Genomic DNA, 13,113 nt, shown 5'->3' with positions numbered 1-13,113 from the left:
ACGGCTGGCCAGCGGCCAGCGGTGGTAAAATCGCCCTTTACTGTGGCGCCGTCAGTGTTGCTGTATTGCAATAACCCTGCCCTCCCCGCGCGCCACACGCCAACCGTTTCTTTAACTTGCGTCCGCTCTCATGACTTCTACTACTCCGTATTCCACGCTGTCGGCCCTGTCTCCGCTCGATGGCCGCTACGCCAGCAAGACCGATCTGCTGCGCCCGATCCTGTCCGAAGCCGGTTTCATGCACCACCGCGTGAAAGTGGAAATCTCCTGGCTGCAAGCGCTGTCGCAAGCCGGTTTCGCTGAAATCAAGCCTTTCTCGGCAGAAGCGAGCGCCCTGCTCGACAAGATGGCGGCCGACTTTTCGGAAGCCGACGCGGCCCGCATCAAGGCCATCGAAGCGGTCACCAACCATGACGTCAAGGCTGTCGAGTACTGGCTGAAGGAACAAGTGGCGGACGTGCCGGAACTGGTGGCGGCGTCGGAATTCATCCATTTCGCCTGCACCTCGGAAGACATCAACAACACCTCGCACGGCATGATGCTGAAAGCCGCGCGCGATGGCGTGATGCTGCCGGCATTGAACGGCCTGGTGGCCAAGCTGACGCAGATCGCGCACGACAATGCCGACGTGCCGATGCTGTCGCGCACGCACGGCCAGACGGCCAGCCCGACCACCCTGGGCAAGGAGTTTGCCAACGTCGTGGCCCGCTTGCAGCGCGCGGTGAAACGCATCGAACAAGTGGAAATCCTCGGCAAGATGAATGGCGCCGTCGGCAATTACAACGCCCACCTGTCGGCCTATCCCGGCTTCGACTGGCCCGCATTCTCCCAGGCCGTCATCGAACAGCGCCTGGGCCTGGTGTTCAACCCGTACACCATCCAGATCGAGCCGCACGACTACATGGCCGAACTGTTTGACGCCTTCGCGCGCGCCAACACGATCTTGCTGGACCTGAACCGCGACATCTGGACGTATGTCTCGCTGGGCTACTTCAAGCAAAAGCTGAAAGCGGGCGAAATCGGTTCGTCGACCATGCCGCACAAAGTCAACCCGATCGACTTCGAGAACTCGGAAGGCAACCTGGGCCTGGCCAATGCCGTGCTAAAACATCTGTCGGAAAAACTGCCTGTCTCGCGCATGCAGCGCGACTTGACCGATTCGACCGTGCTGCGCAACATCGGCGTGGGCCTGGGCTACACCTTGCTGGCCTATGACAGCTGCCTGCGCGGCCTGAACAAGCTGGAAGTGAATCACGCACGCCTGGCGCAAGACCTGGACGCGACCTGGGAAGTACTGGCCGAGCCCGTGCAAACCGTCATGCGCCGTTATGGCATCGAAAATCCGTACGAGCAACTGAAAGAATTGACGCGCGGCAAGGGCATCTCGAAAGAGGCGCTGCAAACCTTCGTCAATGGCCTGGCCATTCCGCAAGATGCCAAGGATGTGTTGCTGACCATGACACCGGCTAACTACATCGGTATCGCGGCGCAATTGGCCAAGGCGATCTAAGCGACCATCGCTATCCGGATCAGGCAAATCCACTCCTGCGGGGCGGCCAGCACATAAATGCTGCCCGCCCCGCAGTTTTTCCGGCAGTCTTTCTTGTAGAATCTGCAGCACGCAGCGCCATTTGCTTTTCTTTGGTATATTAGGCCGAATTAGTCCTAATACGTACTACATTCAAGAAAGCCACCGATGCAACGCTACACCACCACCGCCATCATCCTGCACTGGCTGACCGCCCTGCTGATCATCAGCGCCTTTGTCATGGGCCTGGTCATGACGGACATTCCCGGCCTGACGCCCACCAAGCTCAAATATTTCTCCTGGCACAAATGGCTGGGCGTGACCGTGCTGGCCATCGCCGCCATCCGCTTGCTGTGGCGCAAGGCCAACGTGCCGCCGCCGCACCCGGCCAGCATGGTTGCCTGGCAAAAGAAGGCGGCCGACGCCATGCACGTGCTGCTGTATATCCTGATCTTCGCCGTGCCCATTTCCGGCTACCTGTACACCCTGGCCGCTGGCGTGCCGGTGGTGTACCTTGGATTATTCCAGCTGCCCGTCATCATGGCGCCGAACCCGGAACTTAAGCCGCTTTTAAAAGAAATTCATTATGTTCTGAACATGACAATGGCCGCCGCTGTGGCCGCCCATGTGCTGGCAGCGCTGAAGCACCAGTTCATCGACCGCGATGGCGTGCTCAAGCGCATGTTGCCTTAACGTCCTCCCCTTGCTCACTGAAACACAGGAAAAAACAAGATGAAAACCACCCAACGCATCGTCCTCGCTTCCCTGCTGGGCCTGTCCGTGGCCGCCACCGCAGCCACCCTGCTGAAAGTTGATCCCGCCAAGACCAGCGTGTCGGCCGTGTTCAAGCAAATGAACGTGCCCGTGGAAGCGAAGTTCAAGAAATTCAATATCGCCATCGATTACAACCCGGCCACGCCGGACGCCTCGAAAGCGTCGGTGGAAATCGACACGGCCAGCATCGATATCGGCGACCCCGAGTACAACAAGGAAGTGGCCAAGAAAGAATGGTTCAACTCGGCCCAGTTCCCGAAAGCCACCTTTGTCTCGAGCAGCATCAAGGCCGCCGGCGCGGGCAAGCTGACGGTGAGCGGCAAACTGAGCATCAAAGGCAAGACGACCGACGTGACCTTCCCCCTGACGGTGAAAGCCGATGGCGGCAAATATGCATTTGACGGCGCCCTGCCGATCAAGCGCCTGACCTACAACATCGGCGAAGGCGAGTGGAAAGACACGAGCATGGTTGCCGACGAGGTCACTATTAAGTTTCATGTTTCTGCTCAGTAACGCCCGAAAATCTGTTGTTTAACTTAATTAGGAATTCAATGAAATTGAAGCATTTGATGATCGCCGTGCTGGCAGCTGCCGGCGCGGGTTCGGCCATGGCCGCTACCGACACTTACAACCTCGACCCGACGCACACCTTCCCCAGCTTTGAAGCAGATCACATGGGCATGTCCGTCTGGCGCGGCAAGTTCAACAAGACCAAGGGCACGGTCACCCTCGACCGTGCTGCCAAGACGGGCAGCCTGGACCTGGTCATCGATGCCGATTCGATCGATTTCGGCCTCGACGCCATGAACACACACGCGAAAAAAGCAGACATGTTCAATGTGGAAAAATTCCCGGCAATCACCTACAAGAGCAAGTCGTTCAAGTTCAACGGCGATCAGCTGGTGGAAGTCGATGGCGAGCTGACCTTGCTGGGCGTGACCAAGCCCGTCAAGCTGAACGTGAGCAAATTCAAGTGCATCATGCACCCGCGCTACAAGCGTGAAGTGTGCGGCGCCGACGCCAGCGCGGAATTCAAGCGCAGCGACTTTGGCTTGAGCTACGGCATGCCGGCCTTCTCGCCGGAAGTCAAGCTGGCGATTCAAGTCGAAGCCATCAAGGCCGACTAAGGGTGCTGTAAAGCACCCCTTGCCGCATGACAAGCCCGCCTCGCTGCCCGCAGCCAGTCGGGCTTTTGCATGCGCGAAGCAAATCCGCTGGACTTTTCTATCGTGCGGCATCAGTATCACCTGGCATGATGTTTTTCTAACATGAAACCCCACTTACCCACCGCGCGGAGGACTACATGAATTTCATTATCTGGATCGTTATTGGCGGCGTCATCGGCTGGCTGGCCAGCATGGTCATGAAAACAAATGCGCAACAAGGCATCTTCCTCAATATCGTCGTCGGCATCGTCGGTGCCTTTCTGGGCGGCTGGCTGCTGGCGCCCCTGTTCGGCACGGGCACCATCAATAGCGACAATTTCAGCATGTCCTCGCTGCTGGTCTCGTTCCTGGGCGCAGTCATCCTGCTGGGCATCGTGAATCTTTTGCGCCGCGGCAAAATACGCTAAACCGGCAACTCGCCGTGCATCACGAGATGGCCGGGTCGCGCAAGCGCCTGGCCATTTCTCATTGCGGCCCAGACACGTATGGACAAATACCACAGCCAGCGGACGGAAAAATGCGCGCTGGCGGCCTATTTTCTCCTCTATGCCAGCAAAAATAATGCAATTTGGACAATTCTATGCAAGCGTGCCACCCGGAAAATGTGATTGACTAGTGCGAGTTCGATACGGATACTCTAGGTCGCCCGCTGAGAAAAGACACTGGGTACACGTTGGTTCCGACTTCCCTCCATGTAAAAAGACTAGAACTCGAATGAAAAAATCTTTAATCGCGCTCGCCATCCTGAGCAATTTCGCACACGCCGACGAAGGCATGTGGATGCCCCAACAGCTGCCACAAGTAGCCAAGGAACTGAAAGCAGCCGGACTGAAACTCGATCCGACCACCCTGACCAAACTGACCGAGTTCCCGATGGGCGCCATCGTCAGCCTGGGCGGTTGTTCGGCCTCGTTCGTCTCGCCACAAGGCCTGGTTGCCACCAACCACCATTGCGTCTACAACAGCGTGGCGGTCAATTCGACCAAAGAGCGCGATTTGCTGGCCAATGGTTTCCTGGCCAAGACCTTCGCTGAAGAATTGCCGGCAGCCCCGGGCAGCCGCATCTTCGTCACCTCGGCCGTGACGAATGTCAGCGACAAGATCATCACCGCCGATGTTGCCAAGCTGCAAGGCAAGGCGCGCATCGACGCGATCGAGAAAAACCAGAAGAAACTGGTCGCCGAATGCGAAAAAGAAGCGGGTTTCCGCTGCACAGTGTCGAGCTACTACGGCGGCCTGGAGTTCTACCTGATCAAGCAACTGGAAATTCGCGACGTACGCCTCGTGCACGCGCCACCAGCGGGCGTGGGCAAGTTCGGTGGCGACACCGACAACTGGATGTGGCCGCGCCACACTGGCGACTACGGTTTCTACCGCGCCTACGTCAGCCGCGACGGCAAGGCTGCTGACTTCAGCAAGGACAACGTGCCATACCAGCCAAAACACGTGCTGAAACTGGCCAAGGATGGCTTGAAAGAGGGCGATTTCGTCATGGCGCTGGGCTACCCTGGCCGCACCAACCGCCACCGCCTGCCATCGGAAGTGGCGTTCACGTTTGACTGGAACTACCCGGCCTTCGTCAAGGCATCGGGCGAAACCCTGGCCATCATCGCGCGCGAAACCAAGGACAACAAAGATGTTGCCCTGAAATACGCGGGTCAGGTCGCTGGCGTGAACAATTACTACAAGAACCGCCAAGGCATGCTCGACTCGTACGCGGGCAGCGACTTCCTGGCGCGCAAGACGACGGAACACGAAGCCCTGAAAACCTGGGTCAACGCCAATCCTGCGCGCAAGGCTGAATTTGCCGGCGACATCGAGCAAGTGGAAAAGCTGATCGCCGAGCGCGATGCCGATACCAAGCGCGACTTCTTCCTCAGCTACGCACAGCCACGCCTGCTCAACACGGCACGCAGCCTGTACCGCCTGTCCAACGAAGGCACCAAGGCCGATACGGAACGCAAGTCCGGCTACCAGACGCGCGACTTGCCACGCCTGGAAGCGGGTATTACCTCGGTCGAGCGCACCTACGACGAAAAAGTCGACAAGGCGCTGGTACTGAACAGCCTGACCAAGTACGCCGCGCAACCGGCCGCACAACGCCGCGCCAGCTTCGACGCCGCCATCGGCATCAAGGACGGCATGTCGCCGGCCGACCTGTCCGCCGCCCTGGACAAACTGTATGCCGGCAGCAAGCTGGGCGACAAGGCCGAGCGTGCAGCATGGCTGAAACGCACGCCAGCCGAATTCCAGGCCAGCAAGGACAGCTTCATCCAGGCAGCCGTCGCCATGTACCCTGATTCGCTGAAAAACGAAGCGGAAGACGAAGAACTGGCCGGCAAGATCCAGCAAGCCTACGCCAACTACATGAAAGCAAAAATTGCCTTCATGAAGAGCAAGGGCCAAGCCGTCTATCCTGACGCCAACAGCACCCTGCGCGTGACGTTCGGCAAAGTTGCCGGCCGTGACCATGGCGCCGATGGCACCACCTGGACCGCCTTCACCACCGTCAATGGCGTCGTTGCCAAAGCCACGGGCCAGGGCGAGTTCAATGCACCAGCAAATCAACTGGCCGCGATCAAAGCCAAGGACTTCGGTAAATTCGTCGATCCTAAACTGAAAACCGTGCCGGTCGACTACCTGGCCACCCTGGACATTACCGGCGGCAACTCCGGTTCGGCTGCCCTGAACGCGAAAGGCGAATTCATCGGCCTGGCATTCGATGGCACCTTGGACTCGATCATTTCCGATTGGGATTACAACAAGGCCAACACCCGTTCGATCCAGGTCGACCTGCGCTACATGCTGTGGAACATGAAACACATCGACCACGCAGACAACCTGCTGAAAGAAATGGGCGCTGAATAACAAAAAGCAATAACCCGGTAACGGGCGCTTGTCAGCTGAGCCACTCCTGCGGGAGTGGCTTTTTTTCGCCTAACGCTTTATTTTGGCGAAGCGGTAAGGCACGGCTTGCTCCGCGCCAAACACTTGCGCACGACCGCTTCGCAGCGGCAACATGACCCTCCGGCCATCTTCGCGCAGCAAGGCCAGGTCGGCGCCGGGAAAACGTTGCGCCAACAAAGGATAGGCTGGCCTCGCTATGGTCGCGGCGGGAATCACGATGCGATAATCGGCCTCGCCAAAGTCCAGCAGCAGCGCGGGAGCCTCAGGTCCCGGCAGCGCAGTGATGCGCAAGCGCGTGCGTCCCTTGACCAGCTCGAAGGCTGACCACGGTAGCAAGAGATGCCGCGTGGCCCCGATCTGCAACTGCGGCGCCCGGCCTGCATCCGCCGAAGCCAGCAGGACATCGGGCCGCGCCTCCGACGCTGCCCCATCGACGGCCAGCAGCCAGCCCCGGTAACGTATCAGCGCGCCCTGCGCGGTGGCCGTGACGGAGCCGCCCTGCACCACGGGTTCCTTGCCCGCCGGCAAGCGCAATGGCGCTGCCTGTGCCGCCATGCTAGCCCACCACACCAGCGCCGCCATCGCCGTCTTGCCCATGCAGCCTCCCCTTGCGCGTGAAACGTATTCATAACACAAGTGCGGCACTCGCCCGCTGTTGCGCATCAAGGCAGAAGCGCCGGTGCTACAATTGGCCCCTAGCGGGCGTACTTACCCAGCGCGCCTTCCCCCTCCCAGACTCAGACCGCTATGCCACCAGACTTGCGCACGACCTACGAACTCGGTAACCACAACCAGACCACGACCTGGCTGGAATGCATTACTTTCTACAAAGATCTCGCCGCACGCTATCCGCAGGTGCTGCACTTCGAACAGATCGGCCTGTCCGACTCGGGCGTGCCTATCCACGCTGGCGTCGTCAGCGCGGACGGCGTGTTTGACCGCGAGCAAATCAAGCGTGCTGGCCGCACCGTCTTTTTCAACAACAACGGCATCCATCCGGGCGAACCGGAAGGCATCGATGCCTGCATGGCCATCGTGCGCGACCTGTGCACGCAACCCGAACGCCTGGCGGCGCTGGGCACGACCGTGCTGTTGTTCATTCCGATCTACAACGTCGATGGCAGCCTGAACCGCGCCAATACGTCGCGCGTGAACCAGGATGGCCCGGAGCAATTCGGTTTCCGCGGCAATAGCCGCCACCTGGACTTGAATCGCGATTTCATCAAGTGCAACAGCCTGAACGCGCAAGTGTTCAACCGCTTGCTGGCCAGCTGGGACCCGGACGTGATGGTCGACACGCATACATCGAACGGCGCCGACTACCCGTACACGATGACCCTGATCCATACGCAGACGGATAAACTGGGCAATGGCCTGGGTCCCTTCCTGCAAGACACCATGCTGCCGCACATCTTTGCCCAGATGGAACAGGCCGGCTGGCCCACCTGCCCGTATGTCAATCCCGTCAAGGATAGCCCCGACCACGGCATCGCCGAATTCCTCGAAGTGCCTCGTTTCTCGACCGGTTTTGCCGCGCTGCATCACGTGATCGGCTTCATGCCGGAAACGCATATGCTGAAACCATTTGCCGACCGCTACGCTTCCATGCGCGCCCTGCTCGACATCACCATGGCGTTCACGGTGGAACATGGCGAGAAAATCCGCCAGCTGCGCGCGCAAGCCAAGGCAGCAGGCCGCACGCAGGCAGAATGGCCGATCCACTGGGCCATGAACGAAGAACAACCATCTACCTTCCCCTTCAAGGGCTACGCGGCGCAATACACGCCGAGTATCCTGGGCGACTACCAGCGCCTGTCCTACGACCGTTCGCAGCCGTGGGAACGCGATATCAAGTACTACAACCGCTTCGATGCAGACGTCACCGTGGCCGCGCCGAAAGCCTATGTCGTGCCGCAAGCCTGGCGCGAAGTCATCGAGCGCCTGCGCTGGAACGGCGTGGAAATGAGCCGCATCACCGCCGAACAGACGCTAACGGCACGCTATTACCACATCACCAACGTCGGCACGCGTGCCACCGCCTACGAAGGCCATATGTTCCACGATACGGTGGACGTGGAAGCGCGCACGGGAAAATTCACCCTGCAGGCGGGCGACTACGTCATCAGCCTGGAGCAGGACAACGCCCGCTACGCCGTGGAAACACTGGAACCGCAGGCACACGACAGCTTCTTCCGCTGGGGCTTCTTCAACAGCGTACTGGAGAAGAAAGAGGCGTTTTCCGATTACGTATTTGAAGACATGGCATCCGAACTGCTGCGCGACGAACCGGCGCTGGCCACCAAGTTTGCCGAGTGGAAAGCAGCCAACCCGGCCCTGCTGAGCAACCAGGAAGCCGTACTCGATTTCATCTTTGAGCACTGCCAGCGCTTTGCCGAACCTGAATGGCGGCGCTACCCCGTCATTGCCCTGATGTAAATCAAGGCTGCAGCAACTGCAACATCCTGGCGCCGCATCGGAGATCCCGGTGCGGCGCCTCTTTCTGTGCCCTGCCCACAAGGTAATCCCATGCACTACGCACTGAACCTGCGCACCTTCATTTACAGCCATTATTTTTACCTGGGCTTGCGCGTGGCCATCGGCCTGGTCGGCCTGACCCTGCTGACCCTGGAAATCAGCGACAGCACCACTGCCATGACGGTGTGCATCGGCGCCCTGTGCACGACCCTGATGGACATGCCCAGCCCCCTGCGCCACAAGTTCAACGAAATGCTGGCTTCCGTGCTGCTGTGCAGCGCCGTCACCTTATTAATCAGCCTGTGCGGGCCCGTGCAGTGGCTCTTGATGACGGTACTCGTGCTGGTGAGTTTTCTCGCCAGCATGATGGTGGTGTACGGCAAGAAATCCATGCCCTTGCAGCTTGCCGCCCTGTTCATCATGACCATGTCGATGGAGCACCAGATGACGTGGCAGCAATCATTTCACCATGCGGGCCTGTTCATGCTGGGTGGCCTCATCTATCTGGCCTATGCCATGGCTATCGCCTGGGTCTTGCGCCACCGCATCAAACAGCAAGTGCTGGCCGAAGCCCTGTTCGAGTTAGCCGCCTACATCGACATCAAGGCCGATTTCTACGACACGCGTTTCAATTTGACGGAGCAATTCAACAAGCTGGTGCGCCACCAAAGCATTTTGGCCGACCGCCAGCAGGCGTCGCGCGATTTGATCTTGCGCAGCCACAAGAACAGCAAGGATGCCATCGTCGTGCAAGTGCACGTGTGCATGCTCGATTTATACGAGCTGATTCTTTCCACGCACACGGATTACGCGCTGCTGCGCCAGCACCTGGCCGACTCCGACGTGCTCAAATCCTTGCACGACCTCGCTTACAAGGCGGCGCGCGACATCGAAGCCGTGGCCTACGCCGTCACGCGCAAGCGCGCCTCATATGCGCACATCAGCTACGACAAGGAATGGTTTGATATCGAAGCAGAAATTGCCCGCTTGCACGCAAAAGGCGACGGTGCGCAGGAAGCGCTGGCCACCTTGCGCGCACAGCGCAACAAGATCCGTGCGATTCTGAAGATGATAGTCGAACTGCATTTGGCCACGCAAAAAGTCTATGCCGACGTGCCGTTCTGGAGTGGCGCGGACATGGCGCCATTCTTGTCGCAGCAGAAATACGAACTGAAAACCCTGCTGTCGAATCTGCGCCTCGATTCGCCCGTGTTCCGCTTCGCCCTGCGCGTATCGATGGCCATATCGGTCGGATTGCTGATTGGCCACTGGCTGCCGTACGCAGCACACAGCTACTGGATCGTGCTAACCATCGTCATCATCCTGCGCCCCACGTTCAGCATGACGCGCCAGCGCCGCGCCGACCGCATCATCGGCACCATCATCGGCTGCGTCATCACGGCCATCGTGATCCGCTTCGTGCACAGCAATATCGTGCTGATGGCCATTTTATTTCTCTCCATCGTGGCCACGCCCACCTTCATCTATCTGCGCTACCGCTACACGGCCATCGCTGTCAGCCTGATGATCTTGCTGCAAATGCACCTGGTGGCGCCCAGCAACCCCAACCTGGTCAGCGAACGCCTGATCGATACCCTGATCGGCGCGGCGGTGGCCACCGTGTTCAGCTTTGTGCTGGCCAACTGGGAATACCAGAGCCTGCCACGCCTGGTGCGCCAGGTGCTGAATGTGAACTTGAGCTATATGCAGGCCAGCTTCGCACTGCTGCAGGGAAAATGTTTTGATGATTTCGCCTACCGCATCGAGCGCAAGCGCCTGATGGATAGCTTGGCCGCGCTCAGCTCGGCACTGGTGCGCATGCTCGATGAACCGGCCAGCAAGCAGCGGGCCGTGGAAGACATCAACCTGTTCATCGTGCAAAATTATTTACTGGTCGCCCACGTGGCGGCACTGCGCTCGATCTTGGGACGCCACGCCAGCCAGCTGCCTGTCGCACCCGTCAACGCCTTGCTCAGCCACAGCCATACGCAAGTGTGTTTGACCCTGTCGCGCGCGCTGGAGCAGCTCGACAACAAAGCCACCATCAGCGCGCCGCTGGCCACCCCTGCCGCACCGCCCGTCAGCGACGTGGCCTGGTCAGGCTGGCCGCTGGTCAAGAGACGCATACGCTTGTTGCAAGCCGATGCAGACAAGATCGTGGTACATAGCGCGGCAATCGTGCACATCGTCTCACCGCGCAACTGACCTGTTTGTCAGCCGCTTCATCCAGGCTGGCCTGCCTGCGGCAGGCGACCAATCACTACTTCAGATACTGCTCGAACCAGCCGATAGTGCGTTTCTGCAAGTCGCGCTGGTGCTCGGGCTTGCGGAAGGAATGGCCTTCGCCATCATAGATAAACAGGCTGGACGGCACGCCCATGGCGCGCAAGCCGTGCCAGAATTCCAGCGACTGGGCGGCCGGCGTTTCCACGTCGCGCTCGCCCACATAGATCAGGGTGGGCGTTTTGGCCGCCTTGATCGATTCGATGGGCGAAGCCTTGCGGTAGACGGCTGGATTGTCATATGCGGAGGCGCCAAAGAACGGGATCATCCACTGGTTGATGCCGTTCTGGCCGTAATAACTGATCCAGTTCGACACGCCCGCGCCCGCCACGGCCGCCTTGAAGCGGTCGCTGTGCGTGACGCCCCACATGGTCATGAAACCGCCATACGAATGGCCGATCAGGCCCAGGCGCTGGCCGTCGACGGGCGCCACTTTTTGCACCGCATCGATGCCGGCCAGGATGTCGCGCCAGTCGCCGCCGCCGAAGTCGGCCATATTGGCACGCGTAAATGCCTGGCCCTGGCCGAAGCTGCCGCGCGGATTGGGCAGGAAGACGAAATAGCCTTTTTGCGTCAATTCCTCGATCACGGTGCTCGCTGCCACGTAACGGGGCGAGGCGGCAGCGCCGGGGCCGCCATGCACGTTGACGATCATCGGGTAGCGCTTGCCGGCCTCCACCTTCAACGGTCCCAGCAGCCAGCCTTGCACCTTGTATTGCTCGTTGTTCCAGCCCACGTTCTGCACCGTCAGCTGCGGCGCAAAGCCGTCATTGTCGCGCGTGATCTTTTTCAGCTGGCCCACCGGTCCCGCCACCAGGTAGCTGGCGTGCGTAAAATCTTCCTGCGCGGCAGCGGCTTGCCGGCCATCGGCGCTGAACGACAGACGGCCATCGCTGCCGCTACTGCTAAGTTCACCAAGCATCACCGGCTGAGCCGGACCGGTTTGCGCATCGACAGGCACCAGCGCCAGCTGCGAATCGATCAGGGCCGTCGCCAGCAAGCCGGTGCCGCGCCAGACGACGCCATTGAAGGTGCCGCGATAGTCGGGCGTGAGATTGCGCGGCGTGCCGCCGGCCAGGGGCACCGTGTACAGGTCGCCGCCGATGGAGCCGAAGTCACTCATCAGGCCACCGATGAAGACCACCGTCTTGCCATCCGGCGAGACGGAAGGCAGGTTCAGCTGCATGGCCGGTGATGCGATCACGCGCAGGGCGCCCGTGGCCGCATCGATTTGGCTGAGCTTGGCAACCCACCAGTTGCTGTCGCCATTGCCCTGCGCGCTGGTGGCGACAAAGCCGCGGCCATCGGGCGTCCAGCTGTATTCATACACATAGGTGTCGCTTGGTGACAGCAAACGTGCTTCGCCGCCGCTGGCAGGCACGACGGCAATGCGCTGGGCATCGTCTTCGCTGCCCACTTCACCCACCTGGCGCACACCCGCTTCCACGGCGCCGGCCAGCTTGCGCGCGCCCACCGTCGCGAGCAGGGCCAGCTGCTTGCCGTCCGGCGACCAGCGCGCCGTGCTGGCCACGCCTTTGATACTGGTCAACACCCGCGCTTGCGCCTCTGCCATCGTGGCCAGGTACAGATGCGCCATGCCCGCCTTGGCGTCGTAGCCGACAAAGGCCAGCTGCCTGCCATCGGGCGACCAGCTGGGCTTGTCGTAGGAACACACGGCACACGGGTCGAATTGCTGCACGATGGCGCCGTTGGCAGCGTCGCGCACGACGATGGCGGCATGCGGGCGCTGCGGCTGTTCATCCGCCTTGCTCGATTCGATGGCGGCAATGCGCTGGCCATTGGCCGACAGGGCGACAGCGCGGTAATCGCGCAACAGCATACTGCTGGCAGGAGCTGCCTGCGCCGTGCTCCCCAGAAGGCTGCTTGCCAGCAAGCCGCATGCGGCCAGATCAGTTATTTTCATCATGTAAATTCCGGTTAAGAATAAAAAAAACCGCCGGCAAGCGCGGCGGTTTTGGA

General features: G+C 60.1%; 10 protein-coding genes. 8 read left to right on the top strand and 2 right to left on the bottom strand.

Translation table 11 applies throughout. The annotated features are described in order from the left end of the window. Positions 1-130: 130 nt before the first annotated feature. The 6 genes from purB (at position 131) to C8C89_RS06180 (ending at position 6,336) form a co-directional block, all read left to right on the top strand. A complete protein-coding gene (purB, locus tag C8C89_RS06205; RefSeq protein ID WP_070302851.1) occupies positions 131-1,510 on the top strand; it encodes an adenylosuccinate lyase in 1,380 nt (459 codons plus the stop codon). A gap of 186 nt (positions 1,511-1,696) precedes the next feature. Continuing rightward, the gene (locus tag C8C89_RS06200) at positions 1,697-2,221 is read left to right on the top strand and encodes a cytochrome b (RefSeq protein ID WP_070311507.1); all 525 of its coding nucleotides are present in this window, start codon (positions 1,697-1,699) and stop codon (positions 2,219-2,221) included. 39 nt (positions 2,222-2,260) lie between these two features. Next, on the top strand, positions 2,261-2,815 hold the full coding sequence (locus C8C89_RS06195) for a YceI family protein (RefSeq protein WP_133989146.1): 555 nt from the start codon (positions 2,261-2,263) through the stop codon (positions 2,813-2,815). Positions 2,816-2,853: 38 nt separating this feature from the next. Next, the gene (locus C8C89_RS06190; RefSeq protein WP_133989145.1) at positions 2,854-3,429 is read left to right on the top strand and encodes a YceI family protein; all 576 of its coding nucleotides are present in this window, start codon (positions 2,854-2,856) and stop codon (positions 3,427-3,429) included. Positions 3,430-3,605: 176 nt separating this feature from the next. Beyond that, on the top strand, positions 3,606-3,875 hold the full coding sequence (locus tag C8C89_RS06185) for a GlsB/YeaQ/YmgE family stress response membrane protein (protein WP_101483054.1): 270 nt from the start codon (positions 3,606-3,608) through the stop codon (positions 3,873-3,875). Between the two features lie 307 nt (positions 3,876-4,182). Then, a complete protein-coding gene (locus C8C89_RS06180; protein ID WP_133989144.1) occupies positions 4,183-6,336 on the top strand; it encodes a S46 family peptidase in 2,154 nt (717 codons plus the stop codon). A 69-nt stretch (positions 6,337-6,405) separates the two neighbouring features. Here the strand turns inward: C8C89_RS06180 and C8C89_RS06175 are convergent, their stop codons facing one another. After that, positions 6,406-6,972 (bottom strand): hypothetical protein, encoded by a 567-nt coding sequence (locus tag C8C89_RS06175; protein ID WP_101483056.1) that lies wholly within the window; start codon positions 6,970-6,972, stop codon positions 6,406-6,408. 150 nt (positions 6,973-7,122) lie between these two features. On the opposite strand from C8C89_RS06175, the gene C8C89_RS06170 reads away from it, so the two are divergent. Then, entirely contained in the window at positions 7,123-8,811 is a 1,689-nt protein-coding gene (locus C8C89_RS06170) for a M14 family zinc carboxypeptidase (protein WP_133989143.1), read from the top strand. Between the two features lie 90 nt (positions 8,812-8,901). After that, the gene (locus C8C89_RS06165) at positions 8,902-11,055 is read left to right on the top strand and encodes an FUSC family membrane protein (protein ID WP_133989142.1); all 2,154 of its coding nucleotides are present in this window, start codon (positions 8,902-8,904) and stop codon (positions 11,053-11,055) included. A 55-nt stretch (positions 11,056-11,110) separates the two neighbouring features. On the opposite strand, the gene C8C89_RS06160 is transcribed toward C8C89_RS06165, so the two are convergent. Further along, positions 11,111-13,060, bottom strand: coding sequence for a S9 family peptidase (locus C8C89_RS06160; protein WP_243857915.1), 1,950 nt, complete (start codon positions 13,058-13,060; stop codon positions 11,111-11,113). Positions 13,061-13,113: the final 53 nt, after the last annotated feature.

The sequence above is a fragment of the Janthinobacterium sp. 75 genome (assembly GCF_004365495.1).
In the GTDB taxonomy this organism is placed as follows: Bacteria; Pseudomonadota; Gammaproteobacteria; order Burkholderiales; family Burkholderiaceae_D; genus Janthinobacterium.
The sequence above is the reverse complement of the archived record's forward strand: the minus strand, read 5'-3'. Positions and strand labels throughout refer to the sequence as shown.

Coding starts and splice junctions, on each gene's coding strand:
- purB (WP_070302851.1), top strand. CDS start 131: ATGACTTCTACTACTCCGTATTCCACGCTGTCGGCCCTGTCTCCGCTC.
- C8C89_RS06200 (WP_070311507.1), top strand. CDS start 1,697: ATGCAACGCTACACCACCACCGCCATCATCCTGCACTGGCTGACCGCC.
- C8C89_RS06195 (WP_133989146.1), top strand. CDS start 2,261: ATGAAAACCACCCAACGCATCGTCCTCGCTTCCCTGCTGGGCCTGTCC.
- C8C89_RS06190 (WP_133989145.1), top strand. CDS start 2,854: ATGAAATTGAAGCATTTGATGATCGCCGTGCTGGCAGCTGCCGGCGCG.
- C8C89_RS06185 (WP_101483054.1), top strand. CDS start 3,606: ATGAATTTCATTATCTGGATCGTTATTGGCGGCGTCATCGGCTGGCTG.
- C8C89_RS06180 (WP_133989144.1), top strand. CDS start 4,183: ATGAAAAAATCTTTAATCGCGCTCGCCATCCTGAGCAATTTCGCACAC.
- C8C89_RS06175 (WP_101483056.1), bottom strand. CDS start 6,972: ATGGGCAAGACGGCGATGGCGGCGCTGGTGTGGTGGGCTAGCATGGCG.
- C8C89_RS06170 (WP_133989143.1), top strand. CDS start 7,123: ATGCCACCAGACTTGCGCACGACCTACGAACTCGGTAACCACAACCAG.
- C8C89_RS06165 (WP_133989142.1), top strand. CDS start 8,902: ATGCACTACGCACTGAACCTGCGCACCTTCATTTACAGCCATTATTTT.
- C8C89_RS06160 (WP_243857915.1), bottom strand. CDS start 13,060: ATGATGAAAATAACTGATCTGGCCGCATGCGGCTTGCTGGCAAGCAGC.